The organism is Salinicola acroporae (genome assembly GCF_003206615.1).
Classification (GTDB): domain Bacteria; phylum Pseudomonadota; class Gammaproteobacteria; order Pseudomonadales; family Halomonadaceae; genus Salinicola; species Salinicola acroporae.
This window is the reverse complement of sequence record NZ_PZJW01000004.1, coordinates 29,221-54,822: the sequence shown is the minus strand read 5'-3', so window position 1 is coordinate 54,822 and position 25,602 is coordinate 29,221. Positions and strand designations below refer to the sequence as shown.

The window sequence follows — 25,602 nt, the reverse complement described above, 5'->3', positions numbered from 1 at the left end:
CATCAATGACAGAAGCGCCATGCCTTCGACGCTTCACAGCAGGCTGGCCATTCTACACGGCTCGGCTGCACATTCACCGCTGGCGAGCGGCGGCCAACGGCTTCACGGATGGGTTACACTCGAGCGATCAGCTCGACGATTCAAGGAATTCCCATGCCCCACAGCATGACCGCCTTCTCACGCCAGACCCGTGATGCCGACTGGGGCAGCCTGCAGCTAGAACTGCGCTCGGTGAATCAGCGCTATCTGGAACCGCATTTTCGCCTTCCCGACGCGCTGCGCGATCTCGAACCGCACTTTCGCGACGCCATGCGCCAGCGCCTCGCCCGCGGCAAGGTGGAGTGCTCGCTGCGTTTCGATCCCGTCGAGGATAGCGCCGCCCCCGGGATCAACGCCGATCAGCTCGCCGCACTCTCCCACGCGCTGGAGCAGGTTCGCGCCCAGCTTCCGGAAGCGCCGATGCCCAACGCGCTTGAGCTGCTCGCCCACCCCGGCGTGATGGCCACCCAGCGCCTGGATATCGCTCAGGTCAAAGCCGCCGGGCTCGAGCTGTTCGACGCCGCGCTCAAGGACCTGGATGCCGGCCGCGTCCGCGAGGGAGAGCGCCTGGCGGAACTGATTCGCGAGCGCCTGAACGGCATCCGCGAACAGGTGGCGACCGTGCGCGAGCACCTGCCGGCGATTCTCGAGCGTCAGCGCGCGCAGCTACTGGAGCGGCTGGAAACCGCCAAGACCGAACTCGACCCGCAGCGGCTGGAAGCGGAAATGGTGATGCTGGCCCACAAGGCAGACGTCGCCGAAGAGCTCGACCGACTGGAAACCCACGTCACCGAAGTGGAACGCCAGTTGAAACAGAAAGGGCCGGTCGGACGGCGCCTCGACTTTCTGATGCAGGAACTCAATCGCGAAGCCAACACCCTCTCCTCCAAGGCCATCGTTGCCGATACCACTCGCTGCGCGGTGGAACTGAAGGTGCTGATCGAGCAGATGCGCGAGCAGATTCAGAACCTGGAGTGAGCATTCACCGCAATGGTACGAGGCAACATTGTATAAAAAGGCGTGTGAGAGACTTCCACAGCGGGTCGAGTCAATCCTCCAGCAGGGGAGCCATATAGTGGCCACTCAAAAAAACCTTGTGCTGTTTATATTCTCACCGCCTCTGACATGCTGCCACAATGTGCTCGATAAAAGCGCAGGGGCATTACCCGTCGGCCCTGAACTATCGACATCCCGAGAGAACACGAACTGTCTGGCCCCGGATCACACCCCGCCTGCCAGACGACATGTCGTCAACCTGACAATTTAGATATTCGAAGCATCTGGCACTCTCGACACCCCGCGTAGCGGACGAACTCGCCACATCATTAGTCTGATTGACACAACTCCGGACATCAGTTAAGAAAATCTGCAAAAATTTAGACCAAAGTCTTAATTTACGACCCTAATCCTCCGTGTGAAAAAAAATTAACCACGCCCAATAAAAATATTCGCTTTAGCCCCCCTTTGATGTGCCCTTAACTGGCCGGACGAATTGAGAGTCTTGAGGGCACAAGAATGGGATTCAAATCGCTTTCGGTCGCGGCAGCGCTTATCGTTTCATGCATCACTACCACGAGCGCACTGGCAGAATATCCTGAAAAGAAAATCGACATGATCGTCGGCTTTGCCGCGGGTGGCGGCACCGACGTCATGGCCAGAAATATCGCCCCTTATCTGGAGAAGTACCTGGGTAACGGCGTGTCCGTGGTCGTCAAGAACATGCCCGGTGCCAGCGGACAGATCGGCATCACGGCCGTGGCCGAAGCCGATCCGGATGGCTATACGATCGGCACCTACAATCTGCCGGGGGCGATGGCACGAACGCTCGACCGCAATGCGGATTACGACGCTGACAGCTTCACCTATCTCGCCAACATCGTTAACGATCCCAATGTGATCGTGACGCCAAAAAGTAGTGACATCGACACCATGGACAAGCTCGTCGAGGCTGCCAAGGCACGCTCGGGCGCGGTGACGGTCGCGATGTCCAGCCTCGGCGGCGACGATCATTTCTTCCTGCAGAAGCTCTCCAGCGCGACGGGCGCCGACTACATCACCGTGCCCTTCTCGGGCTCGGCGCCGGCACGCAGCGCGCTGATGGGGGGCCACGTGACGATGGGTATCATCAACGTCTCCGAAGTGGTCAATTTTCGCGACGAGTTGAACGTTCTGGGGATTGCCTCGAAAGAGCGCTCCAACATGGCCGAGGATATCCCGACCTTCCAGGAGCAGGGTTACGACCTGGTCAATGGCTCCCTGCGCGGCTTCGTCGCGCCGGCCGGCCTGCCCGACGATGTCGAGTCAAAGCTGCTCGCCGCATTCCAGCAGACCTACGACGACCCGGACTTTCAGACCGCGATGCGCAAGTCGGGCAATCCCACCGAACTTGCACTGGGTGACGACTTCGAGGCGCTCAACGCCGAACAGCTGGAGCTCGCCAAGCAGATCTGGGAAACCCAGCCCTGGAAGTAAGCGTCACTCGCCCGCGCTATCCGACACCTCAGTAATGAACCCTGCGACTCTCGCCCCGAGAGAGTCGTAGTAGTCGGCTCGCGCCAACGGCGAGGCACGTCGGCCCCTCGTCCCTCCATTGATGAGACAGACCATGAATCACGAGTCCAACGCCCCATCGTCCCCTCGTTCGCGCCGCCTCGATCCGGACCTGATCGCCGGCATCGTCATCGTCCTGGCAGCTGGCGCCCTGCTCCTGCGGACCGCCGGGATGCCGGCGATGACGGCGTTACTACCGGTCTCGATGCTGTCGCTACTCGTTTTACTCGGCATCTTCTTGATCGCTCGCTGCTTGATCCGCCTCAAGCGGCAAGGCGAGACCTACGTGCCCATACAGGTCTTCGATAACGCCCGCCGTTTCCTTGGAATCGCAGCGTCCATCGTCCTCTACGTCGTGGGCGTCGCCCTGCTCGGTTTCTATACCACGACCGCCGTGATGATACCCGTGGTGGCCTGGTGTTTCGGTTATCGCAGCCTGAAGGGATTGCTACTCGCCGATCTGATCTTCACCGGCGGCATCGCGATCATCTTCGTGCTGTTGATGGGCCAAGAACTCCCCATCGAATTCTTTCTCCGCTAGCGAGGGCATCCCATGTACGGCAATCTCATCGACGCACTGCCGGCAGTGCTGTCCCTAGGCAACATCTTTGCAGTCGTGATCGGCGTGATCGCCGGCATCTGTGTCGGCGCCTTGCCAGGCCTCAGCGCCACCATGGCGATTTCGGTGCTCATTCCGTTCACCTTCGGCATGGACCCGCTAGTCGCGCTCGGCATGATGGCCGGCATCTACAACGGTGCCATGTATGGCGGATCGATTCCTGCCGTACTGTTGCGCATCCCCGGCACTCCGGCGGCCGTCGCCACGAGCTTCGACGGCTACCCGATGGCGCAACAAGGGCGCGGCGGCTATGCCCTGCAGGTGGCGGTAGTCTCCTCGGCACTGGGCGGTATCGCCTCGGCGCTGGTTCTGATGCTGCTGGCGCCGCCGCTGGCCAAGGTGACGCTCCTGTTCGGGCCGACCGAGATCTTCTGGGTCGCCGTGTTCGGCATGTCGGCGATCGTGTTCCTGCTCGGCGGCGACATCATCAAAGGGCTGATCAGCGCCGCTTTCGGTGTGTTCGTCTCCCTGATCGGCGTCGATACGATCACTGGCTACGAGCGTTACACCTTCGGCCATCTCGAGCTGCTGGATGGCATCAACATCGTCGTTCTGCTGGTGGGTCTCTACGCACTGCCACCGGCGATCGGACTGCTCGAAGAAGTTCGTGACTTCGACACCCAGAACACCGGGCGCCTCAATACGACCAGCATCTGGAAAGCGATACCCAGCATGTTGAAGTATTGGAAGACCTGGCTGCGCTCGTCGGTGATCGGGGTCTTCGTCGGCATCCTGCCGGGGGCCGGCGGATCGATGGCCGCCTTCCTCAGCTACAACGAAGCGCGGCGTGCCTCCAAGAATCCGGAAGACTGGGGCAAGGGCGAGCCTGAAGGTGTCGCGGCGTCTGAAACGTCGAACAATGCCGACACCGCTGCCGCGCTGATCCCGGCCCTGACACTGGGCATTCCGGGCACCGCCGTCGCCGCTGTCATGCTGGGCGGATTGCTGATCCATGGCCTCCAGCCGGGGCCGATGCTTTTCCGTGACAATCCCGAGATCGTCTTCGGCTTCATGTGGCAGTTCCTGTTCGCTGCCATCCTGCTGATCTTCCTGGGCGGCGCCCTGGCGACGAACAGCTTCGCTCAGGTACTGCGCCTGCCACGGCCGCTACTCGGCGCCATCATCATTGCCCTGGTCTTCATCGGCGTCTACTCGATCAACAATCGCATGTTCGATGTCTATCTGATGCTGGGCTTCGGCCTCATTGGCTACTTCATGGACAAGCTGAAGTTCCCGCTGCCGCCGGTGGTACTGGGCCTGATCCTCGGCGGCTTCGCGGAGCAGAACCTGCGCCTGGCGCTGAGGATCGGCGGTGGCGACTGGAGCATTCTGGCGTCGAGCCCCACCGCCAAGGTGCTCATCGCCATGGTGCTGCTGGTCATCGTCTCGCCAATCATCTCGCGACGCCTGCGCGCCAGAAAGGCCAGCAAGAAGGTAGCGGCATGAAAACGCCGCACGCGACGATCCGGGAGTCGTGGTTGGCCCGCCACCGGGAACCGATCCTGATGCCCGACCAGAAGATCCTCGATGCGCATCACCATCTCTGGGACCGGGAAGAGAGCCGCTACCGCACCGATGAGTTCCTGGCGGATATCGCCCTGGGTCACGACGTCCGCGCGAGCCTCTACGTCCAGTGCCGCACCGGGTATCGCGATGCGGGGCCCGAGGCCCTCAAACCGCTCGGCGAAGTCGAGACGGTGCTCGAGTGGAGCGCTGGCGCCCCGAATTACCCTCTCGGCATCGTCGCCTTCGCCGACCTGCTGGCCGGCAGCCAGGTTCGGGGCACGCTCGAGGCGCTGTGCGACATTGCGCCCGGTAGCGTGCGCGGCATTCGCAACACCACCGCCTACCATCCCGATCCGGTCGTACGCTCCAGCCCCCGGCCAGCACCGGATGGCCTGCTGCGTGCCAAGGCCTTCCACGAAGGCGCCGTGCAAGTGGCCCGGGCGGGACTCACGCTGGATGTCTGGGTCTATCAAACCCAGCTCCAAGAGGTAGAAGCGCTGGCCCGCGCCATGCCAGACCTCACCGTGGTGATCGATCACTGCGGCGGCCCGCTGGGGGTGGGACCGTTCCGCGATAGAACCCCCGCCGATTTCGCGGCATGGCGGCAGGGAATCCAGCGTCTGGCGGCGCTGCCCAATACCCGCATCAAGATCGGCGGGTTCGGCCTGGCGGTTTTCGGCAACGCCTATCACCTGAACCCCGAACCGCCGACTTCCGCGCAGCTCGCCTCGGATTGGTTGCCCTATGTGGAGACCTGCCTCGAGGCCTTCGGCTCGCATCGCGCCATGTTCGAAAGCAATTTCCCCGTGGACAAGGGCATGTACTCCTACATCGCGCTATGGAACGCCTTCAAACGGCTGACCCAACCCCTGGGGCAGGAGGATCGAGATCGCCTGTTCTGGCGCACGGCCGTCGAGACCTATGGCCTCGACCCTGGCTGGCAGTGAACCGCGACCAGGGCCTTGCGACGCCACCTCGCCCGCAATAACCCGACGACTATGAGGAAAGAGACAATGTTCAAGAAAACGCTGGCCACGATCTTGCTCTCCGCACTGAGCGCCACGGCCTTCGCCGATTACCCCGACAAGCCGATCGCGGTGATCGTAGGCTACTCGGCGGGCGGAGGCACTGATGTGCTGGCCCGCGTGGTGGGCAAGTACCTGGAGAAGGAATTGGGCGACGATGCGAGCGTCGTGGTCAAGAACCAACCCGGTGCCGGCGGCCAGATCGGCTTCACCAGCGTCGCTAAGGCCAAGCCCGACGGCTACACCCTGGGCACGTTCAACCTGCCGGCAGCACTGGCGTTGACCTTCGATCGCCATGCTGCTTATGACGCCGACAGTTTCGATTACATCGCCAACGTGGTCCACGACCCCAACACCATCGTCGTCAGTCGAAATTCGCCCTATCGCAGCCTCGACGAGCTGATCGAGGCCGCCAAGGCCAAGCCCAGGAGCCTGAGCGTGGCGCTGGCATCACTGGGCGGCAACGATCACTTCAGCGCGCTATTGATGGAAGCGGCTGCCGGCGTCGACTTCAACCTGATTCCCTTCGAGGGTGCCTCCATGGCGAGGACGACGCTGATGGGCGGCCATGTGGAAGTCGGGACCATGGCGCTGAGCCAGACGGTAGGTTTCGAGGACGATTTGCGAGTTCTCGCCGTGCTGGATGACCAGCGTTCGGCCTACGCGCCGGACGTGCCGACCGCCAAGGAGCAGGGATACGACGTCGAGATGGGTTCCTATCGCGGGTTCGTCGCGCCCAAGGGGTTGCCCGATGCGCTCGAGTCTCGCCTCGAAGCGGCCTTCAGGCACCTGGCCGACAATCAGGATCTTCGTCAGGAACTGACGGCTCAGGGCAACTCGCTGGATATCGTCGTGGGGGAAGACTACCGCGAATTGGCCGAGAGGCAGTCCGATATCGCGGGGGACTTGTGGAAGCATCAGCCGTGGAAGTGAATCACGGCATCTGGCGCGGCTTGAAACGATCAAGACGATCAAAGAAAGACGCCGAACTCCCCGGAAAGCTCAGCGAGCTTGTTGTGCATGGCGATCAACAGTTCGGACTTGGCCGAGTTGGCGCGCTGCACGGTACCGATCTGGCGATAGATCTGGGGCTTTCCGAAGGGGAGCTTCAACATGTCACGGCCGTTCTCGCGAACGGCGATGTCCGGCACCACGGAGGCACCCAGCCCGGCCGCCACACACTCGACGATGGCGGGGATGGTATCGATCTCGGCGATGTGCTTGACCTTGATACCTTGATGGGTCAGCTCGTTATCGATGAGCACTGCTAGGGAGACGTCACTGGTGAAATGCACGAAAGGCAAACTTTCCAGCAGCTCCTCCGCTGCCATCGTCGGCGTTCCCGGCGGCGCGATGACGACTAGCGGCTCACGCAAGAAAGGCGACCATGAGAGATTGCGAGGAGCATTTGCCGGTTCCGCAACCACCGCCAGATCGAGCCGTCCGGCATTGATGTCTCTCAGGAGCGCCGATGACATGCCGACGCGCAGGTCGACATGAAGCTCGGGATAGGTCTGACGCAGGGCCACGATCGCGCGTGGCAACAGGCCGATCGTGCTGGTTCGAACCGACCCGATGCTAAGCGAGCTGGAGATCCGGCTGCCTTTCAACGAAATCCGAGTCTCCTCGACCAGTCCCAGAATTTTCTTGGCCGTCTCCAGAAGCTTCAATCCATGCAGGTTGAGGCTCGGGGGTCGCGTCTCGCGGTTGAACAGCGGTGTATCCAGCTCCTGTTCGAGCGCGAGGATCTGCTGGCTCACGGCCGATGGCGTCAGATTCACTTCGCGCGCGGCCCGCGCGAAGGTGCCGTACTCGGCAATAGCCATCAGCGTGCGTAACTGACGAGTATCCATACCATCTCTTTATTAAGATTTACTTCACTTAATATAAAATATTAGTCGCTTTTATACAAAAAAACTACCTGTATTCTGGTTTGACCGTTTCATCGATTTGCGGCTCCTGCTACGCGACGGGCCGCCGGACAAGACAAGTCGGATAAGACAAAGAGAGACACGCCATTGGATAAGCAACCCGCCATTCTCGTCACCGGTCCCTACTTGGCAGACCAGGCAAGGCAACTTGCCGAGGACGCCGGATACGCCATCTTCCACACCCCGCCCTATCCGACGACCGAGGTACTCGTCGAGTACATCCAGCGTCACGATCCCGTCGGCATCGTCTCGCGCATGGGCCAGCTCGGAGCCGAGGCCATGGCGGCCGGACAATCGCTCAAGATCGTCTCCAAGCACGGCGCGGGCGTCGACAACATCGATATCGATGCCGCGACCCAGCAGGGAGTGCAGGTCATCCGTGCCGCCGGAGGCAACGCCATCTCCGTCGCGGAGCATGCGGTCGCCCTGATCTTCGCCATCGTCAAACGCCTGCGGCCGCTGGACACCGGCATGCGGGCAGGCCGTTGGGAAAAAGCCGAGTTTCTGGGCCGCGAGCTTTCCGGCATGCGTCTGGGACTGGTCGGTGCGGGCGCCATTGCCGCCGCCGTCGCAAAAATCGTGAAGGAAATGGGGTTGGAAATCAGCGTCTACGACCCCTATGCCCCAGCCGAGGCTATCGAAGCCCTCGGTGCGCGCCGAGCCGACCGAATCGAGGATCTTCTCGGTCAATCCGACATCGTCAGCCTGCACTGCCCGCTGACCAAAGATAACGCGCACCTGCTCAATGCCGAAACGCTCGCGTTGATGCCGCCCAACAGCTACATCGTCAATACCTCCCGGGGCGGCCTGATCGATGAAAAGGCACTGCTGGCTGCGCTCGAGAGCGGTCACATCGCAGGCGCCGGCCTGGATACCTTCGAGCAGGAACCCCCCGTGGGCACCAGCCCACTGGCTAACTCCGACCGGGTCATCCTGACCCCCCATGTCGCGGGCGTCACGGAAGAAGGCGGTACCCGGGTCGGCGTATTGGCAGTCGGTGGCATTGTCGATTTTCTTGCCGGAAAGGCGCTACCCAAAGCGCGCCTGGCCAATGAATTGCCAGAGTCGATCTTCTCCTGAGCGATTTCTACCAGTAACGCCATCTCGTTGGCGCTTTTTCACAATGGAGTCATACCATGCCAGTCGGAAACAGAATTCTTCAGCGTAAGCGCAGTGTCGACCAGCGCCTCGTCAAGGCCTTTGCAGAACTGCCTGTCGCCGTGGTCAGCGACAGCATGTCGCGCGTCTTCGCTGGTGGCTCCAACCTGCGTCCCATGCACCGCGACGGCAACCTGGCCGGCGTGGCGCTCACCGTCCGTACGCGTCCGGGCGACAACCTGATGCTGCACAAGGCCATCGACATGGCCGAGCCCGGCGACGTCATCGTCTGCGATGCTGGCGGCGATACCACCAATGCGCTCATGGGTGAGCTGATGCTGGCTTATGCGGTCAAGAAAGGAGTCGCCGGGTTCGTTCTCAACGGTGCGCTTCGCGACCTCGACGGCTTCCGTGAGACCAACCTGCCGACCTTCGCCGCCGGTGTCACGCATCGTGGCCCGTACAAGAACGGACCCGGAGAGATCAATACACCGATCAACCTGGGCGGCATGGTCATTGAACCCGGCGACCTGATCATTGGCGACAGTGATGGCATGCTTGCCGTGCCTTACGACGATGCCGAAACGGTACTGGAGGCAGCCAAAGCCAAGCAGGCGGCCGAAGAGAAGCAGATGGCCGCCATTCATGCCGGTGAAAACGATCGATCTTGGGTCGATACCGCGTTGAAAACAGCGGGATGTGAAATGGTCTGAGACCATGGACACCGGAATTCCCCGGCTGTCATCGACAACAAATATCGCTTTCAGCCGGCGCTTATAAGCGCTGAAAAAGTTCTACGAAAGCTGAAATATGCCGGCCTATCCCTCATGAAACAAGGCCGGCTTCGGCATGTCGAGACCAATTACAAACCACTGATATTGATAAAATAAATATTTTTATTTAAAACTAAGGTCTAATGCTTCAACCCTGCCATATTGGCTAACATCCCTTGTCGAATTCAAGACTAACCGTCTTCGAAACCCCTATCGAAAATGCGCCGAATCCGCTAGAAATGGCTCGCTCTCGTTAAGGTTTCAGCGCATCAGCTGTTGATACAGCAGCGGGGCCATTCGTTCGTTTCATCGCGCATCTCAGGCTCTGAGGCCGACGGTGTCGTACCATCAACAGGGGTTTGATGCCTTGCTCTTTCATCGCATTACCATTGCCCTCGCCACGGCGCTGCTGCTCGTCACGACGACGGCCTGGGCCGAGCCTTTTCCCTCGCGCCCCGTCACGCTGGTGGTGCCTTACGGTGCTGGCGGCACGACGGACATCTCGGCGCGTCAACTGGCCAAGCTCGTGGAGCCGATACTGGGTCAGCCCGTGGTCGTGGAGAACCATCCAGGCGGCGGCGGCATCAACGCCATGCGCTCCGTCGCTCGAGCCGATCCGGACGGCTACACCCTCATCGCGACGACCTCGTCTCCCGCGTTCGTGACACCGGCGCTGCGTGACGTGGGATACGATCCGATCCAGGACTTCCTGCCGCTATTGAACTACTCAGGCCCCTACCACGGGGTGCTGATCAACGCCGACAGCCCTTATCGAACCCTGGACGAGCTGCTCGAGGCGGCGCGTAACGGCACGCGACTGACCTACGCCACCGCCGGTGCGCTGGGCGGGGCTCATCTCTCTTTCACCGCGCTATCGCGGGAGACCCACGCCGATCTCCAACATGTCCCGTTCGACGGCGCCTCCAGCGCCACGGCGGCGCTGCTCGGTCATCATGTCGACATCGCACTGGTCCCCGCCTATTGCGACCTGGTCAACGATGGGCGGCTCCGGCTGCTGGCGGTGCTGGATGACGAGCGGGATCCGGATTTCCCCTCGATTCCGACACTCGCGCAGAGTGGTCACGATATCGAGTTTCCCTCCATCGTCGCGCTGATGGCACCGCGGGAAACGCCAGCCGACCGCATCGACACGCTCCGCGACGCCTTCACCCAGGCTGCATCATCGGATGCCTTCGCCCAGGTCATGAAGAAGCTGAACCAGCCAGTACGGCTGATGTCCGGCGAGGCCCTGGAAGCGGTCATCGAGAAAAACCTGACCGACTACCGCGAACTGGCCAGCGAGCTGAAAAAATGAAGCCCGGCATCGAGTCATCTCAGGAGAACGCCGATCGCCACGTCGGGCTGCAGACGCTGATCACGTCAGGGCTGCTGCTCGTCGCCCTGGTTGGGCTGTTCACGCTCTCTTCCCAGGTCACTGTCTTCGATTTCGGCGACAGCGGCCCGGATTCCCGCTTCTTTCCTCGGCTGGTCCTTTCGCTGCTGGCACTGATGGCCGGCTTGCGGCTATGGCGCCACCGCCACGCTGTGGAAACCGCCCTGGGTTCGACCAGAGACTGGAGTCGGACGCTTTTCGCGGTCGTGCTGATTGGCGTCGCCATCGCGGCGATGAACCTGGTCGGCTTTCTCGCCAGCGCCGCGGTGGTCGGCATCCTGATCTCCTGGCTGCTGGGCGAGCGGCGGCTGTTGCTGAGCGTGGTCCTGCCGCTGGTTGTCGCCGCGCTCGTCACGCTATCTGCCCGTCAGCTCTTGAACCTCCCGCTCCCCTGAATTCAGGCCACTCGAAGAGAACCCGTCATGCTGCTGGACGCTTTCTACGCACTGCTCGATGTATGGGTGGTGATCGCCGCCGTGGTCGGCGTCATCGCGGGAATCGTGATCGGCGCGATCCCCGGACTGGGGCCCACCATGGCCATCGCGTTGCTGATTCCGGTGACGTTCACGATGTCGCCGATTCCCGCCCTCATCCTGCTCCTCGGGGTCTACCAGGGAGCGATCTTCGGTGGCTCCATCTCGGCGATACTGCTCAACGTACCGGGCACCCCGTCGTCGGCGGCAACCGCACTGGATGGCCATGCGATGGCGCGTCAGGGCAAGGCGGGCGAGGCGCTGCGCATCGCGCTCTATGCCAGTGTCTTCGGCAATGTCTTCAGCTGTCTCGTGCTGATGCTCCTGGCACAACCGCTGGCTTCCCTCGCCCTCGATTTCGGCCCCGCCCAGATGGCGGCGCTGATGCTCTTCGCGCTCGCCATCATCGTGCTGTTCGGCGGCGGCTCCATCCTCGATTCGGCACTCATGACGCTCGTCGGTATCACCGCCGGCATCGTGGGACTGGATCCGATCGAGGGTCTGCCCCGGTTCACCTTCGGCAGTTTCGCCGCCGAGGATGGATTGCAGCTGATACCGGTCCTGATCGGCCTGTTCGCGATGTCGGAAGTGCTGTTGCAAGCCTTCGGCGGCCATCGACAGTCGCGCCCGTCGGCCGAGGTAGGCAGCGTTTCCGGCCATGTCGGGCTATTGGCGATGTGGCGGATGCGGGTGACGCTGCTCATTTCATCGCTCATTGGTACCTTCGTCGGCATCCTGCCCGGGATCGGCTCGACGGTACCCGCCTTCGTCAGCTACGGCTTCGCGCGTTCGCGCTCGAGACACAAGGAAACCTTCGGGCAGGGCGAGCCAGAGGGGGTCGCGGCTCCCGAGGCGGCCAACAATGCCGTCACTGGCGGGGCGCTGGTGCCGATGCTCTCTCTGGGCATTCCCGGAGACGCGGTCACGGCCGTCATCCTTGGTGCCTTCATGCTGCAGGGGCTGACGCCTGGGCCGTTCCTGTTCCAGCACCACGGCGTCGAGGTCTACGCGATCTTCGAGGCACTGGTCCTGCTGTCGATCCCCTGCGTCCTGTTCGGCCTGATGATGTTCAAGGGCGCCGTCCACGTGATCAAGCTCCAGCCTCGCCACCTGTTTCCGGCCATCGCGATTCTGGCCATCTTCGGTGCATTTTCCGTCAACAACTCGCTATTCGACGTTGGCGTCATGCTCGGCGCCGGTGTGATCGGCTTCCTGTTCCGTCGCTGCGGTTTCCCGCTGCCGCCGCTGCTGATCGGACTGATCCTCGGCCCCCCTCTCGAGGAGAGCCTGCGGCAGGCACTACTGACCAGCGGTGGCAGCGTCGATATCTTCCTGAACTCGCCAATCGCCCTGGGGCTGCTGGGTGTCACGGCGCTCTGTGCGCTGGGCGCCTCGTTACAGCGTCTTCGCCATCGACGCCAAGGAAACTGACCCATGCCGAACCACTCGTCGACGCCGCTTCGATGCGACTGCCATATTCATGTCTTCGACCGGGACAAGTCCTACGCCTCCTCGACCTACCAGCCTCCCGGCAAGGGCATCGAGGCGTTCCGCGCCGAGGGCATGGTGCGGGGAATCGGCCGGGCGGTGCTGATACAGGCCTCCATCGATGGTACGGATAATCGCTATCTGGTCGAGACGCTGCGTGCCCAGGCCGGTATCGAGCTGAGGGGGGTGGCGGTCATCGACGAGCAGACCGAGGGTCTCGACGATCTTGACGCCGCCGGCGTGCGCGCTATCCGCGTGCAGGACAGGACCCGCCTGGGTCGGAACGATCTCGACCGGCTGCCGGTGCTCGCTCGACGGGCGGCGACCATGGATTGGCACGTCGAGCTCAATACCGAGCCTGCACGTTATGGCAGGCTGCAGGCACTGATGGCCAGTTTGCCGGCAGACCAGCCCCTGGTACTCGACCACTTGGGTCATGTATCGCCACACGACATCGAGCATCTCGCCGGCCTGAGCCGCCTGCTCGACACCGGCCGCGTCTGGGTCAAGCTGGCACCGACACGGGTCAGCCAGTCCCCGGATCGCTACGACGATCTCGCCCAACTGATACATCACCTGGCAGGGCGCTACCCCGAACGGTGTCTCTGGGGCAGCGACTGGCCCCATGTGATGACGGCGCCACCGCTGCCCAGCTCTTCGGCCATGATCGGATTTCTCGAGCGCGAATTGACCAGCGCTCAATTCGAAGCCTGCTTTTCGAGTAATCCTGCCGCTCTTTATCGATTCTAGGCACTGCCTGAAAAGTACTGTGCTCGCCCATGCGGCGTTAAAAATCGGCTCAAAATGCTCATTTACAACCCGTAAACTCCGCGTTTTCGCCGATTTTTGCCTTGCCTGGCCTTCGCTCGTCGACTTTTCAGACAGCACCTAGCGTCGCCGCTCGGATCGTCTTCGGCAGCCTGGAATGACACTCGATCCGAAAACGATATCCCGGACATTTCGTCTCGGGCCTGCAGGCATCACGGTTTCCATCGGCCCTGTCGACTCTCGTCTCGAGACCAAAGTTTTATAGACTTTTCTTATTTATAAGCAGCGGTTTAAGTGAAAAATAACTAATCACGACAACCAGAAAAACGCGCTTTAGTGCCATCAGAATTTCATGTTCACTTTGGAAAAGTGAAGGCGTTCAAAGCGAGTCATCTCTCCCTGAAATTCGCCTCGATCACGCTCGCGGCGAAAACCTGTTTCCTGATCGCCGCTGAAAATTCGCCATCGGGCTTTCCCTCAACGAGCGCCGGCCGCCCCTAGGAAGGACAACTCATGAAATCTCTCAAGAATCGCCTGCTGTCGAGCTTGATACTGCTGGGGCTCACGGCAGCCGGCACGGCCCACGCCACCAATTGGACCGGATACACCTACTCCTCCGTTTCCACCACGGCTGCCGTCAAAGGCATGGAACGAATCGCGGACCGTGTCGAGAAGGAGACCGACGATGATCTGTCGATTACCCTCCATCTGGGGAAGACGCTGCAGATCGCCTCCAGCGACATCACCCAGGCCACCGGAGATGGCATCGTCGACTTCGCCGCGGATCTCTACTCCTCCGGCAACGTGCCCATTGCCCGCATTCTCAGCCTGCCGCTGCTCATCAACGACGATGAAGAGTGGAACAAGGCCTACGCCGTGATGATGCCCTACTTGAAAGAGGGGTTCGCGCAACAGGGCGTCACGTATCTCGGCAGCTACCGCTATCCGCAACAGGTCATCTTCACGAGCTTCGAGGTCGATTCACTCGACGATCTCTCGGGCCACAAGATCCGCGTCACCTCGCCGGAGCAGGGCGCCTTCGTCGAGGCTTTCGGCGGGTCGCCGATCACGCTCTCCGGTTCGGAAGTCCCGACGGCGCTGGAGCGCGGCGTCATCGATGGTGCCCTGACCGCCAGCGCCGGCGGGGCGAAGAACTGGCACGAGTTTCTGCCCTACAACTACCGCCTGCCGGTCAACTACACATTCAGCGCCATCATCGCCAACACCTCGTCTCATGAAGACCTCGACCCGGCGACTCGAAACACCCTCGACAAGATCGTCGATGAAGAGACCCGTCAGATCACTCGGGATTTCATCGCGGACGAAAAGGTCCAGAAGCAGAGTCAGGCGCAAGCGGGCATGACGATCGTCGAGGCCGATCCCGCGGATATCCGCCGGGCGCAGGAGGCCATGGTGCCCTGGTGGCACGAGTGGGCCAAAAAAGCGGGGCCTGACCATGAGAAGGTACTGGCCGAGGTGTTGGAAGCACTCGGTAAGTGAACCCGGGAGTCATGACGATGAGCGAGGCCCATTCGCACGAAATCTCTTCGCAAGCGCCCTCTTCTCGGACACCGCCCGGCCCGGCATCGGCCGGCGCCTTTTTCGACATCGTGGCGTCTGTCATCCGAACGATGGCGGGCGTCGCGCTGGTTGCACTCGTCTTGCTGGTCGCCGCGGAGATCGTTTCGCGCTTCTTCTTCAGCTATTCGCTGAGAATCGTCGAAGAACTTGCCGGCTATCTCGTCGTCGGGCTGACACTGCTCGGCGCGAGCCTGGCCGTGAGGAAGAACAGTCTGTTCCAGGTCGGTTTTCTGTTCGACGCGCTTCCGCGCGCCCTGCGCCACGGGCTGAACCTGTTCTATCTGGCGCTCTCGTTTGCCGTTTGCAGCGTGTTGATCTGGTACACCGCCCAACTGGTGATGAGTTCCTACCAGCGCGGCAACGTGGCGCCCACCTTCCTGATGACGCCACTCTGGATCCCCCAACTGGTAATGCCAGTCGGGCTCCTCTTCGTTGCCGTCTTCATCATCGAGCGCGGGCTGGTCGCCTTGCGCAACGGGGGGCGTGACTGATGGATGCACTCATCGCCTTTGGCGTGCTACTGATTCTGATCGTCGGCGGGTTGTGGGTTCAGTTTGCCGTTGGCGCTGCCTCGCTGATCTATCTCTGGCTGATGAAAGGTGCCGCCGGGTGGAAGGCGCTCGGGCTGGTGAGCTGGGGCGCCGCCAACAGTTTCACCCTGGCGGCGATCCCCCTGTTCATTCTGATGGCGGAAATCCTGCTGGCCAGCGGCCTGAGTGGGCGCCTCTACAACGGTATCGCCCCATTCATGAAGCGCCTGCCCGGCGGCTTGCTGCACACCAATATCGTCGGCAGCGGTATCTTCGCCGCCGTGGCCGGGGGCAGCGCACCGACGGCCGCGGCCATGTCCACCGTCGCCCTGCCGGCACTGACCGCACGCGGTTACGACCGACGCCTGGTCGCCGGCTCTCTCGCGGCAGGTGGCACGCTGGGGATCCTGATTCCGCCGTCGATCACCATGATCATCTACGCCACCTTCACCGAGACGTCGATCGCCAAGCTGTTCGCGGCGGGCCTGGTGCCCGGTATCCTGCTCGGCGCTTGCTACAGCCTGCTGATCATCGCGCGCGCACTGGCGAAGCCGAATCTCGTTCCCAAGGATACCCAGCAGCGCCAGTTCCAGGATTACCTGCGGGCCGCCTCCGACGTCTTTCCTTTCACGCTGCTGATCGCCTTCGTGCTGGGAAGCATCTATGCCGGTGTCGCCACGCCGACCGAAGCCGGCGCGCTGGGCGTCATCGGCGCAACGCTGATCTCCGCACTCTACGGCAAACTCAACGTCGCGATGCTGAAGTCCGCGTTGTCACGCACGCTGACGATGAGCGGCAACGTCCTGTTCATCGTCTTCATCTCCATGCTGTTTGCCTATGCCACCGCGCTCTCCGGCGTGGGAGAGGCGTTGGTCGATCGTGTCGCCGACGCGGGTCTGTCCCAGGTCTCGCTGCTGCTGATCCTGATGGTGGTGTTCGCCATTCTGGGCTGCTTCATGGAAGGGCTCGGCATGATCGCCATCATCGTGCCGGTGATATTCCCCACCCTCATGGCGATGGGCGTCGACCCGGTCTGGTTCGGCGTTTTCGTGGTGATCCTGGTCGAGCTGGGCCAGTTGACGCCGCCACTCGGGGTCATTCTCTTCGTGGTGGCCAGTTCGGATTCGAAAACCCGGGTCGAGGACGTCGTCATGGGCGTGCTGCCCTTCTTCGCCATCATCCTGGCGTTTCTCGTACTGCTGATCGGGTTCCCCGATATCGCACTGTGGCTACCCAATCTAACCACCGGAGGTTGATCCATGGCATTTCCGCACCCCGATCCCGTGCTGATCGAAGCCGAGGTTTTTACCACGCTACCACCGTCTTTGCGTAACACCGGACAACGTTCTCACTGGGCGGACAAAAAACGCCGAGGCGCTCCTGTCGACAGCTTTCTGGAGGGCCCGTCTTTCGATCTGGAAGGCAATCTCTGGTTCGTCGATATTCCCTTCGGACGTATCTTTCGTGCCTCACCTAGGGGTGATATTGAACTTGTCACCCAATACGACGGCTATCCCAACGGCCTGAAGATCGATGCCGGAGGGCGCATTTTCATCGCCGATGCCAAAAACGGCATCATGTCGCTCGATCCAGCAACGAGCAAGGTGACCACGGCGCTGGGGGATGCCGACTCTGAAAGTTTCAAGGGCTGCAACGATCTCCATATCGGCCCCGACGGTACCCTTTATTTTACCGACCAGGGGCAGACCGGGCTTCAGGATCCCAGTGGCCGCGTTTATCGCTGGGACCCCGATAGCGGCCGACTGGATTGTCTGATCGACAACGTTCCCAGCCCGAACGGCCTGGTGCTGGATACCTCGGGTCATACGCTCTACGTCGCCGTGACCCGGGCGAATGCGGTATGGCGTCTCCCGGTTTCCCAAAGTCAGCGCGTGACGAGAGCCGGACTTTTCCTCCAGTTTTCAGGCGGGCGCGCCGGACCTGATGGCCTCGCGCTGACGCGTGATAACGGCGTCGTAGTCTGTCAAACGGGGATGGGGCTGGTTTGGGTGCATGACGAGCTCGGCGTGCCTATCGCGGTCGTGAAATCCCCGAAAGGGCTAGGCACTACCAACTGTGCCTTTGGTGGCCCCGAAGGCCGAACGCTCTACATCACGGAATCGGATTCCGGTTCGATTCTGTGCGCCGAGCTACCAGTTGCTGGCCTTCCCATGGCTTCAGGCTGGGGGCAATAGTGTCACCGGCTTCTCTCATACTCGTGGCTTATCAATACAGGTCAATCCCAAAGCGATGATTCTCAATCTCGACGATTATGAAATCGCGGCCCGACGTCGCCTTCCGCGCCCGCTATTCCAATATGTCGCGGGTGCGTCGGAGACTTCCGCGGCACGCGAAGACAACCGCGCCGCGCTCGACGAGCTGAAGCTGGTGCCAAGGGTGCTTCGCGGCGTGGAGGGCCGGACCCTGCGGCAACGGCTGCTGGGGGAAGAGTGGGCGGCGCCATTCGGCATTGCGCCGATGGGCATCAGCGCACTGATGGCGTTTGACGGCGACAACGTCGCCGCGCGAGTTGCTGACCGCGAAGGCATCCCCTACGTACTGAGCGGTTCGTCTCTCACCTGCCTGGAAGAGGTCATCGAAACCAACCCCCGGGCCTGGTTTCAGGCCTACGTGCCCGGGGAAGAGGATCGGATCGAGGCGCTGGTGCAGCGAGTCGCCGAGGCGGGCTACCGGACCTTGGTCCTGACCGCGGATACGGCCGTACTGGCCAACCGGGAGAATAACCTGCGTGCCGGCTTCTCCACCCCGCTGCGCTTCACGCCCCGAATGTTCTGGGATTTCGGTATCAAGCCCCGCTGGTTATTTACGACTTTCCTGCCGACGCTCCGGCGCCAGGGTATGCCACATTTCGAGAACTCCTACGCCCAGCGCGGCGCGCCCATTGTCTCTCGCCAGGCAGCGCGGGATTTCGGTCGCAAGGATCACCTTAACTGGGACCACGTCTGTCGAATTCGAGACCAGTGGAAAGGCAAGCTGGTCGTGAAGGGAGTGCTCTCCCATCTCGATGTCGCGGTGGCCCGGGACATCGGTTGCGACGGCGTCGTGCTGTCCAATCATGGCGGCCGACAGCTCGATCACGCCATCTCCGCGATCCGAGCGCTGCCGCAGGCCAAAGCCGAGGCCGGCCACATGGCCATCATGGTCGACGGCGGCATCCGGCGTGGCACGGATGTCGTCAAAGCCCTGGCGCTGGGTGCCGACTTCGTCTTCATCGGACGTCCCTTTCTCTACGCCTCCACCATCGGGGGCGAAAGGAGTCTGGAAGGCGCGGTTCAGATCATGAAAAACGAGATCTATCGCGACCTCGGTCTGCTGGGCTTACGCTCGTCCGGCGAAACGAGTTCTGCGCCCGTGCTGCATCCAAACTAGAAAACACTCTCTCCAACGCCCGATGGTGGATGGTTACCACGGTCTACCCGGACCGGGTCTCGGGCAGCCCGTCGTTCAAGCGCCCAGCGATCCGTTTCACGCTACCGGCCTCGGTGCGAAAGGAATCCACGACGAGAACGGCATGTCTCGATGTGCCGGCACAAGGAAGCTGTGGCGAGGCGCCGGATGTCGACGACGATCTGGCTTTGATATTGAGAGACGATCGGTCTAAATTGGACGCCATGGAGACGCCAACACCCCCCAGCAAACGCCGTGGCCGCCCACCGAAGGTAGCGCGCGCCAACCCAGACACCCGGGACGCCCTGATTCGGTGTGGCGTCGAAGTGCTTACCGAGCAGGGATTCGTCTCGACCGGGATCGATGGTGTGCTGAAACGGGTCGGCGTGCCAAAGGGATCGTTCTACCACTACTTCGACAGCAAGGAAGCGTTCGGTCACGCCGTGCTGTCACGATATGCCGATTATTTCGCGCGCAAGCTCGACCGCCGGTTGCTCTCTTCCGAGTTGCCGCCCCTCGAACGACTCCGCCGGTTCACCCAGGACGCCCAGGAGGGCATGGCGCGCTACCACTACCGGCGAGGCTGCCTGGTGGGCAATCTGGGCCAGGAAGTCACGCTGTTGCCCGCAGGGTTCGATGCGCGGCTGGAAGCCATCCTCCAGGACTGGCAACGTCGAGTCGCCGACTGTCTACGACTGGCTCAGACGCAGGGCGCACTGGCCGCCGATACGGATTGCGACACCCTCGCCGCTTTCTTCTGGATCGGTTGGGAAGGCGCCGTTCAGCGAGCCCGTCTGCAGTGCGGGCCGACACCCCTGGCGCTCTTCAGCCAGGAGTTCTTCGCTCGATTGCCCCGTTGAGCTCGAGCTCACCACAGTCAAACGCCCTCTCCGAATCATCGTTCAATGCTCAGGAGGTTCACGTGTTCAACGCCATTGTCGTGCAGCAGACCGAAGCCGATCAGCGGAGCCGCGCCGTGCTGACGCAGCTCGATCCCGAATCACTGCCCCCGGGCGATGTTCGGGTGCGCGTCGAATGGAGCACGCTCAACTACAAGGACGCGCTGGCGATCACCGGCAAGGGAGCGGTCGTGCGCCGTTTCCCCATGGTGCCGGGCATCGACCTTGCCGGTGTCGTCGAGCAGAGTGAACACCCCGACTGGGTGCCGGGTGATCGTATCCTGCTCAACGGCTGGGGCATTGGCGAAGAGCACTGGGGCGGCCTGGCCCAGTGCGCTCGGGTCAATGGCGACTGGCTCACCCGGCTGCCGCGCTCGCTGAACACACATCAAGCGATGGCCATCGGCACCGCCGGCTACACCGCCATGTTGAGCCTGCTGGCGCTGGAGCGCCACGGCCTGACGCCGGATCGCGGCGAGGTACTGGTGACCGGCGCCAACGGGGGCGTCGGCAGCTACGCCATCGCCCTGCTGGCGGCACGCGGCTACCGCGTCGTCGCGGCGACCGGCCGCCCTCAGGAGTCGGCCTTTCTCGAGCGGCTGGGCGCCGCCGAGATCATCGATCGCAGCGCACTGTCAGGCCCCGGAAAGCCCCTGGCCAAGGCGCGGTGGTTTGCCGCCATCGACTCGGTGGGCAGCCATACCCTGGCCAACGTCTGCGCCCGAACCTGCCCCGACGGCCTGGTCGCCGCCTGCGGCCTCGCCCAGGGCATGGATTTCCCCGCGACCGTGGCCCCCTTCATTCTGCGTGGCGTCAGCCTGCTCGGCATCAACAGCGTCACCCGCCCCGCCGAGGAGCGCCGGCACGCCTGGGCACGACTCGCCGAGGACATCGAACCCGCCCTGCTCGACGAAATCTCACGAGACATCCGCTTGAGCGAGACGCTGGAGGCGGCCGAACACCTCCTGGCAGGAACGGTGCGCGGCCGGCTCGTAGTGGACGTCAATGGCTGACTGCCCGAGGAGCGGCGACACGCTGGCGCGGACGGCAACGAGGACAGATGGACGAAAGACTCCACGACGCCCCGCCCAATGCGTAGTCGTGGCTCACTGGAACGCACACGGTCAGGTCTCCAAGCTCCATATCAGCTTCGCGCCGATGGACGCAGCGTTGAGCTTTTCCACCCGCCGGGCAGAGAAGCTCGAAGCGACGGCCTGAGCGAGGCCGCGCGCCACGGCCACTCCCCGACGCAAGTTCGCCGAGGCCCGTTCACCTTCACCGCGGATCGGAACGGGCGTCGGCAAACTCGGTTTCGATGAAATCGACGAACGCTCGCGTGCGGGCGTTGCTCTGACGGCCGCTGGGGAACACGGCCCACAGGTCGATCGAGGGCAGACGCCAGTCGGTCAGCACGGGGATGACCGTGCCTGCCGCCAATTCCGGCGCAAACATCCACTCGGAGGCAATGGCCATCCCCATCCCGGCCAGGACGCCTTCGCGCACGCCTTCGGCGGCATTCGTTCTCAGCCGCCCACTCACGGAAACGCTCATACGCTGGCCATCGCGTTCGAACGTCCACGGGTGGTCACGACCGGAAAGGTCGTGGATCACGACATCGTGTTCGGTGAGCGCGGAGGGGTCTTCGGGAGTCCCGGCACTGTCGAAATAGCCGGGCGTTCCCACTGCCCAGCGAGGGCACTGGCTGATCTTGCGCACCGTCAGCGAGGAGTCCGCCAGTTCGCCCATCCGCAAGGCGAGGTCGATCCCGTTCTCGATCAGATCGATATTGCCGTCATGGAGCACGACATCGACTTCGATCTCCGGATGCCGGGCAAAGAAGAGCGGCAACCGGGGAATCACGTGCAGGCGCGCGAACGTGACCGCCATGCAGACCCTGACCCGGCCGGTTATGGCGGCCTTGTCTCCCCGGGCGACGCGTTCCGCTTCGTCGGCCTGCTCCAGCGCGAGCCTGGCATGCTCGTAGAAGTCATGCCCGGCCTGGGTCGGCGTCAGCCCCTGGGTCGAGCGCAACAACAATCGCACCCCGAGTCGCGCCTCCAGCTGCGCCACGGCCTTCGAGACTGCCGGCTGTCCCACATGCAGCAGACGGGCGGCGCTGGAGAACGAGCCCGACTCGTAGACCTTCACGAAGGTTTCCATCGCGGTAAAGCGATTCATGATCATGCCCCAGAAGTGCGCAAGGCCATGCCGTTCGATGCCCGGTCAAAGAGATATCCGGCTCGTGGCAATGCAGGAGAACGGCCCTGACGAAACAAGCGGCCTATTCCTGAAAGGAATAAACGATAGTCCAACCCCCTGTCTACCTGGCACCGGCCAAATCCTCGAATCTGCACCTGTCGCATCCCATATGCCTGCCACGACAGCGAGGAATCCCCATGACGACGTTTACCACGCATACCGCCGATACCGCTCCGGAAGCTTCCCGGCCAGGGTTGGTTGCCACCAAAGCCGCTTTCGGCTTCGTCCCGAACCTGCAGGGCAACATGGCCGAATCGCCGGAACTGCTGGCGGGCTACTCCACCCTGTGGGACCTGTTCGGCAAGACGACGCTCACGCCCCACGAACAGCAGGTCGTCTACATGAGTTCGAACTTCGAGAACGAATGCCATTACTGCATGGCCGGCCACAGCACCCTGGCCAAGATGCAGAAAATGGACCCCGCGGTCATCGAAGCGCTGCGCGCCGGCACCGCCCTGCCGGACGCCAGACTCGAAGCCCTGCACCGGTTCACCACGCTGGTGGTACGCCATCGCGGCTGGATCTCCGATGACGATACCGAGGCCTTCCTCGCCGCCGGTTATACCCGTCGCAATGTGTTCGAAGTGATTCTCGGTGTCGCGACCAAGGTGATGAGCAACTACACGAACCATATCGCCCATACCCCGCTCGACGACTTCATGAAAGGCAACGAGTGGACCAAGCCCGGCACCGCCGGCGCCTGAGCTCGACGCCATCTGCAACGCGGCCTGACGACAACGCAGCCTGACGGCAACGCGCCGCACTACCCAGGGAAACCTCATGTCACTTCAAGCCAGACTGGACGCTTTCAAGGCGGACTTCGAAGCCGGTAACCCGCCCTACAACATGTCACCGGCGATGATCGAGACGATGCATCGCGCGACCGCCGCCCTGATCGAATCCGGCGCTGCCGAAAACGCCAGGCAGGTCGGCGACAAGGCCCCCTCGTTCGAACTCAAGGACCCGCAAGGCAGGGTCGTCAGATCGGAGAACCTGCTGGAGTACGGGCCGCTGATCGTGAGCTTCTACCGCGGGGTATGGTGCCCCTACTGCAACATGGAGCTGCAGGCACTCGAGGCCGCCAAGCCGGCATTCGAGCGCCTGGGCGCCTCGCTCGTCGCCATCTCGCCCCAGACGGCCCCCAATAGCCGCAAGTCAGCGCGGCAGAACCGGCTGACGTTTCCGATCCTGTCGGATACCCGGGGCGACATTGGCGCCGCCTTCGGCCTGCGCTTCTCGCTTCCTCCCGATCTGGTCGACCTTTACAAGACGCTGAAAAACGACCTGCCGACATTCAACGACGATCCGAGCTGGTCCCTGCCGATGCCGGCACGCTATCTGATCGGACAGGATGGGACCATCCTCTACGCGGACGTGAACCCGGACTATACCCAGCGGCCCGAGCCCGAGGCATTGATCGCCGTGCTGGAAGCAAACCAGGCCACCAGTACCTGATACCACCAACTGACATGACGGCCCTGGCAAGGGCCGTTATCAAGGGAGTTCGTCATGAACCCACGCACGTTTCTCATCACCGGCGCGACCAAAGGTATCGGGCTCGCGCTATCCCGACGGCTCGTCTCGGCCGGGCACCACGTCGTGGGGCTGGCGCGCAGCGATGCCGAGTTCCCCGGCGAACTCGTCACCACCGATCTCGCGGATCGGTCACAGACGGCACGAGCGCTCGATGGCCTGACCGAACGTCATGCATTCGATGGCGTGATCAACAACGTCGGCCTGGTGCGTCCGCAACGGCTGGGCGAGATCCGGCATGACGACATGGACGCGGTGTTTTCCGTGAACCTGCACGCCGCCGTGCAGGTGGTCCAGGCGACGCTGCCGGCCATGCGCCGGCAAGGCTGGGGGCGGATCGTCAACATCTCGAGCCTGACGATTCTCGGGATCACCGATCGCACCGCCTACGCCGCAGCGAAGGCCGGCCTCGTCAGTTTCAGCCGCTCGTGGGCACTCGAACTCGCCGACACCGGTATCACCGTCAATGCCATCGCCCCTGGCCCGACCGAAACCGAACTCTTCCGCGTCAACAATCCACCTGGCAGCGAGGGGGAACGGCGCTATCTTTCCGGTGTGCCCATGGGCCGTTTTGGCAAGCCCGAAGAGATCGCCGCCGGCATCGAGTTCTTCCTCTCGGAAGAGGCCAGCTTCATTACCGGACAGACACTCTTCATCGACGGCGGCGCCTCGATCGGCAAGGCCGCTTTCTGACATCCCCCGACACTAACCGCATTGGCCACAGTGCAGGCGAGTCAATCGGCAAGGCCATCGATCATCCGGACACCAGGCAGCAGATCGATTCGGCTTCATGAGAGGTCAACTCAAGGTTCCCGAAGACTTCGACCCCAATCTGTCATCGTATACGAGTACCGCAATATCAGAAGATGGGGGGACGGCACGCGTCAGAATCGGAGCGACCAGCCCCAGCGCCGCCTGGCATTGGCGCGACGCACATCGGCCATCGACCTCCACGACAAGAGGAAATGAAGTACCGGCGGCAGGCTGGAAGGCGGGAATTAAAAGAGGGCCAAAGCGCAAGCGCGAGGGCCCTCAGTAGCAGTGCCAAAGATGCTCTCTTATACGGCCCTCGCGATCCGTACGTCCATGGCGTCAGACAGATCCCTGTCCCAGGTCCTTGCGAGTGTCCATCCGGTGGACAGACGCAGAATACCCCAAAGCATGATTAGGTAAAATGATCTGTGGTAAGCCAAAATACAGATAGGTAACTTAATGTAATCATGGGTCGCCGCCGGCTGGCCCCTCCAGGTCCCGATCCACCCCGAGAATCGACTCCAAGCTCCCTTGGCGTCCCACGACCGCGTTGCACGGACGAGACTTCATCCTGAAATCAGAATGACTGTGGTGAAAGAACTGGCAATAAGCGTCATATAACGGTGCCAAACCCAAAAACCGCTGAACGGCCAGGGTGCAGGTGAAGAAAAGCGTCCAGAACTGCATTTCTGCTGATCGGCATCGAGACATCGAAAACGGTAATGCCGGCTGTCGCCAGCCGGACCCATCCACGACGACCATCATAAGCATCCCTTCTTACCGTCCCGAATGCTCGCCACCTGTGGACACCGCTCAATCCCTGAAACGCCGGAGATTTTATAAACTTGAAGAACAGAATCCAGCATTAATTTAATTCATAAGAAGAATGAATATTACAGCCGAAAAGCGACGCCGAGTTACACCTTGAAACAAAAATCGCACTCATTAGGACGGTTTCCTGTCCCGGTTCATTATC

Annotated in this window: 24 protein-coding genes; 22 read left to right on the top strand and 2 right to left on the bottom strand. The window is 62.1% G+C overall.

The window, feature by feature from the left end; all coding sequences use genetic code 11:
• Nucleotides 1-153 precede the first annotated feature (153 nt).
• The 6 genes from DOM54_RS05700 (at nt 154) to DOM54_RS05675 (ending at nt 6,672) form a co-directional block, all read left to right on the top strand.
• On the top strand, nt 154-1,017 hold the full coding sequence (locus DOM54_RS05700; protein WP_110715426.1) for a YicC/YloC family endoribonuclease: 864 nt from the start codon (nt 154-156) through the stop codon (nt 1,015-1,017).
• Between the two features lie 633 nt (nt 1,018-1,650).
• Nucleotides 1,651-2,511, top strand: coding sequence for a tripartite tricarboxylate transporter substrate binding protein (locus tag DOM54_RS05695; RefSeq protein WP_240613786.1), 861 nt, complete (start codon nt 1,651-1,653; stop codon nt 2,509-2,511).
• Nucleotides 2,512-2,644: 133 nt separating this feature from the next.
• A complete protein-coding gene (locus tag DOM54_RS05690; protein ID WP_162619772.1) occupies nt 2,645-3,130 on the top strand; it encodes a tripartite tricarboxylate transporter TctB family protein in 486 nt (161 codons plus the stop codon).
• A gap of 12 nt (nt 3,131-3,142) precedes the next feature.
• Entirely contained in the window at nt 3,143-4,654 is a 1,512-nt protein-coding gene (locus tag DOM54_RS05685) for a tripartite tricarboxylate transporter permease (protein ID WP_110715423.1), read from the top strand.
• Nucleotides 4,651-5,661 (top strand): amidohydrolase family protein, encoded by a 1,011-nt coding sequence (locus DOM54_RS05680; protein ID WP_110715422.1) that lies wholly within the window; start codon nt 4,651-4,653, stop codon nt 5,659-5,661. Before DOM54_RS05685 ends, DOM54_RS05680 begins: the two co-directional genes overlap by 4 nt.
• A 66-nt stretch (nt 5,662-5,727) precedes the next feature.
• Nucleotides 5,728-6,672, top strand: a complete 945-nt coding sequence (locus tag DOM54_RS05675; protein ID WP_110715421.1) for a tripartite tricarboxylate transporter substrate binding protein — start codon at nt 5,728-5,730, stop codon at nt 6,670-6,672.
• A 38-nt stretch (nt 6,673-6,710) separates the two neighbouring features.
• Here DOM54_RS05675 and DOM54_RS05670 read toward each other — a convergent pair whose 3' ends face one another.
• A complete protein-coding gene (locus DOM54_RS05670; RefSeq protein WP_110715420.1) occupies nt 6,711-7,592 on the bottom strand; it encodes a LysR family transcriptional regulator in 882 nt (293 codons plus the stop codon).
• 165 nt (nt 7,593-7,757) lie between these two features.
• On the opposite strand from DOM54_RS05670, the gene DOM54_RS05665 reads away from it, so the two are divergent.
• From DOM54_RS05665 to acuI, 13 genes are all read left to right on the top strand, one after another.
• Nucleotides 7,758-8,750 carry a hydroxyacid dehydrogenase gene (locus DOM54_RS05665; RefSeq protein ID WP_240613785.1) on the top strand — a complete coding sequence of 331 codons (993 nt, stop codon included), beginning with the start codon at nt 7,758-7,760 and terminating at the stop codon, nt 8,748-8,750.
• A gap of 56 nt (nt 8,751-8,806) precedes the next feature.
• Nucleotides 8,807-9,481 (top strand): RraA family protein, encoded by a 675-nt coding sequence (locus tag DOM54_RS05660; protein ID WP_110715419.1) that lies wholly within the window; start codon nt 8,807-8,809, stop codon nt 9,479-9,481.
• A gap of 427 nt (nt 9,482-9,908) precedes the next feature.
• On the top strand, nt 9,909-10,856 hold the full coding sequence (locus DOM54_RS05655; protein ID WP_110715418.1) for a Bug family tripartite tricarboxylate transporter substrate binding protein: 948 nt from the start codon (nt 9,909-9,911) through the stop codon (nt 10,854-10,856).
• The gene (locus DOM54_RS05650) at nt 10,853-11,329 is read left to right on the top strand and encodes a tripartite tricarboxylate transporter TctB family protein (RefSeq protein ID WP_110715417.1); all 477 of its coding nucleotides are present in this window, start codon (nt 10,853-10,855) and stop codon (nt 11,327-11,329) included. The genes DOM54_RS05655 and DOM54_RS05650 overlap by 4 nt, the downstream gene beginning before the upstream one ends.
• Nucleotides 11,330-11,356: 27 nt before the next feature.
• Nucleotides 11,357-12,838 carry a tripartite tricarboxylate transporter permease gene (locus DOM54_RS05645; protein ID WP_110715416.1) on the top strand — a complete coding sequence of 494 codons (1,482 nt, stop codon included), beginning with the start codon at nt 11,357-11,359 and terminating at the stop codon, nt 12,836-12,838.
• Between the two features lie 3 nt (nt 12,839-12,841).
• Complete coding sequence (locus DOM54_RS05640) at nt 12,842-13,645, top strand: amidohydrolase family protein (protein ID WP_110715415.1); 804 nt, start codon at nt 12,842-12,844, stop codon at nt 13,643-13,645.
• A gap of 531 nt (nt 13,646-14,176) precedes the next feature.
• Entirely contained in the window at nt 14,177-15,163 is a 987-nt protein-coding gene (gene dctP / locus DOM54_RS05635; RefSeq protein ID WP_110715414.1) for a TRAP transporter substrate-binding protein DctP, read from the top strand.
• Between the two features lie 17 nt (nt 15,164-15,180).
• Entirely contained in the window at nt 15,181-15,735 is a 555-nt protein-coding gene (locus tag DOM54_RS05630; RefSeq protein ID WP_110715413.1) for a TRAP transporter small permease, read from the top strand.
• Nucleotides 15,735-17,030: a TRAP transporter large permease gene (locus tag DOM54_RS05625; RefSeq protein ID WP_110715412.1), complete on the top strand. Its 1,296-nt coding sequence runs from the start codon at nt 15,735-15,737 to the stop codon at nt 17,028-17,030. The genes DOM54_RS05630 and DOM54_RS05625 overlap by 1 nt, the downstream gene beginning before the upstream one ends.
• A gap of 3 nt (nt 17,031-17,033) precedes the next feature.
• Nucleotides 17,034-17,969, top strand: coding sequence for an SMP-30/gluconolactonase/LRE family protein (locus tag DOM54_RS05620; protein WP_110715411.1), 936 nt, complete (start codon nt 17,034-17,036; stop codon nt 17,967-17,969).
• 55 nt (nt 17,970-18,024) lie between these two features.
• Nucleotides 18,025-19,164, top strand: a complete 1,140-nt coding sequence (locus DOM54_RS05615; protein ID WP_110715410.1) for an alpha-hydroxy acid oxidase — start codon at nt 18,025-18,027, stop codon at nt 19,162-19,164.
• A 29-nt stretch (nt 19,165-19,193) separates the two neighbouring features.
• Nucleotides 19,194-20,042, top strand: coding sequence for an acrylate utilization transcriptional regulator AcuR (gene acuR, locus DOM54_RS05610; RefSeq protein WP_240613784.1), 849 nt, complete (start codon nt 19,194-19,196; stop codon nt 20,040-20,042).
• A gap of 62 nt (nt 20,043-20,104) precedes the next feature.
• Complete coding sequence (acuI, locus tag DOM54_RS05605) at nt 20,105-21,094, top strand: acrylyl-CoA reductase (NADPH) (protein WP_110715409.1); 990 nt, start codon at nt 20,105-20,107, stop codon at nt 21,092-21,094.
• 262 nt (nt 21,095-21,356) lie between these two features.
• Here acuI and DOM54_RS05600 read toward each other — a convergent pair whose 3' ends face one another.
• A complete protein-coding gene (locus tag DOM54_RS05600) occupies nt 21,357-22,259 on the bottom strand; it encodes a LysR family transcriptional regulator (protein ID WP_110715835.1) in 903 nt (300 codons plus the stop codon).
• 218 nt (nt 22,260-22,477) lie between these two features.
• On the opposite strand from DOM54_RS05600, the gene DOM54_RS05595 reads away from it, so the two are divergent.
• From DOM54_RS05595 to DOM54_RS05585, 3 genes are all read left to right on the top strand, one after another.
• Nucleotides 22,478-23,044 carry a carboxymuconolactone decarboxylase family protein gene (locus DOM54_RS05595; protein ID WP_110715408.1) on the top strand — a complete coding sequence of 189 codons (567 nt, stop codon included), beginning with the start codon at nt 22,478-22,480 and terminating at the stop codon, nt 23,042-23,044.
• A 76-nt stretch (nt 23,045-23,120) separates the two neighbouring features.
• Nucleotides 23,121-23,795: a peroxiredoxin-like family protein gene (locus DOM54_RS05590; protein ID WP_110715407.1), complete on the top strand. Its 675-nt coding sequence runs from the start codon at nt 23,121-23,123 to the stop codon at nt 23,793-23,795.
• 54 nt (nt 23,796-23,849) lie between these two features.
• The gene (locus DOM54_RS05585) at nt 23,850-24,566 is read left to right on the top strand and encodes an SDR family oxidoreductase (protein WP_110715406.1); all 717 of its coding nucleotides are present in this window, start codon (nt 23,850-23,852) and stop codon (nt 24,564-24,566) included.
• The last annotated feature ends 1,036 nt before the right edge of the window (nt 24,567-25,602 follow it).

Bases quoted from the DNA above. Each gene is read 5' to 3' on its own strand.
- DOM54_RS05670 (WP_110715420.1), bottom strand. From the start codon at position 7,592: ATGGATACTCGTCAGTTACGCACGCTGATGGCTATTGCCGAGTACGGC.
- DOM54_RS05590 (WP_110715407.1), top strand. From the start codon at position 23,121: ATGTCACTTCAAGCCAGACTGGACGCTTTCAAGGCGGACTTCGAAGCC.
- DOM54_RS05660 (WP_110715419.1), top strand. From the start codon at position 8,807: ATGCCAGTCGGAAACAGAATTCTTCAGCGTAAGCGCAGTGTCGACCAG.
- DOM54_RS05650 (WP_110715417.1), top strand. From the start codon at position 10,853: ATGAAGCCCGGCATCGAGTCATCTCAGGAGAACGCCGATCGCCACGTC.
- DOM54_RS05640 (WP_110715415.1), top strand. From the start codon at position 12,842: ATGCCGAACCACTCGTCGACGCCGCTTCGATGCGACTGCCATATTCAT.
- DOM54_RS05675 (WP_110715421.1), top strand. From the start codon at position 5,728: ATGTTCAAGAAAACGCTGGCCACGATCTTGCTCTCCGCACTGAGCGCC.
- DOM54_RS05620 (WP_110715411.1), top strand. From the start codon at position 17,034: ATGGCATTTCCGCACCCCGATCCCGTGCTGATCGAAGCCGAGGTTTTT.
- DOM54_RS05680 (WP_110715422.1), top strand. From the start codon at position 4,651: ATGAAAACGCCGCACGCGACGATCCGGGAGTCGTGGTTGGCCCGCCAC.
- acuR (WP_240613784.1), top strand. From the start codon at position 19,194: ATGGTTACCACGGTCTACCCGGACCGGGTCTCGGGCAGCCCGTCGTTC.
- DOM54_RS05645 (WP_110715416.1), top strand. From the start codon at position 11,357: ATGCTGCTGGACGCTTTCTACGCACTGCTCGATGTATGGGTGGTGATC.
- DOM54_RS05585 (WP_110715406.1), top strand. From the start codon at position 23,850: ATGAACCCACGCACGTTTCTCATCACCGGCGCGACCAAAGGTATCGGG.
- DOM54_RS05625 (WP_110715412.1), top strand. From the start codon at position 15,735: ATGGATGCACTCATCGCCTTTGGCGTGCTACTGATTCTGATCGTCGGC.
- DOM54_RS05615 (WP_110715410.1), top strand. From the start codon at position 18,025: ATGATTCTCAATCTCGACGATTATGAAATCGCGGCCCGACGTCGCCTT.
- DOM54_RS05700 (WP_110715426.1), top strand. From the start codon at position 154: ATGCCCCACAGCATGACCGCCTTCTCACGCCAGACCCGTGATGCCGAC.
- DOM54_RS05595 (WP_110715408.1), top strand. From the start codon at position 22,478: ATGACGACGTTTACCACGCATACCGCCGATACCGCTCCGGAAGCTTCC.
- DOM54_RS05685 (WP_110715423.1), top strand. From the start codon at position 3,143: ATGTACGGCAATCTCATCGACGCACTGCCGGCAGTGCTGTCCCTAGGC.
- DOM54_RS05600 (WP_110715835.1), bottom strand. From the start codon at position 22,259: ATGAATCGCTTTACCGCGATGGAAACCTTCGTGAAGGTCTACGAGTCG.
- DOM54_RS05695 (WP_240613786.1), top strand. From the start codon at position 1,651: ATGATCGTCGGCTTTGCCGCGGGTGGCGGCACCGACGTCATGGCCAGA.
- DOM54_RS05630 (WP_110715413.1), top strand. From the start codon at position 15,181: ATGAGCGAGGCCCATTCGCACGAAATCTCTTCGCAAGCGCCCTCTTCT.
- DOM54_RS05690 (WP_162619772.1), top strand. From the start codon at position 2,645: ATGAATCACGAGTCCAACGCCCCATCGTCCCCTCGTTCGCGCCGCCTC.
- dctP (WP_110715414.1), top strand. From the start codon at position 14,177: ATGAAATCTCTCAAGAATCGCCTGCTGTCGAGCTTGATACTGCTGGGG.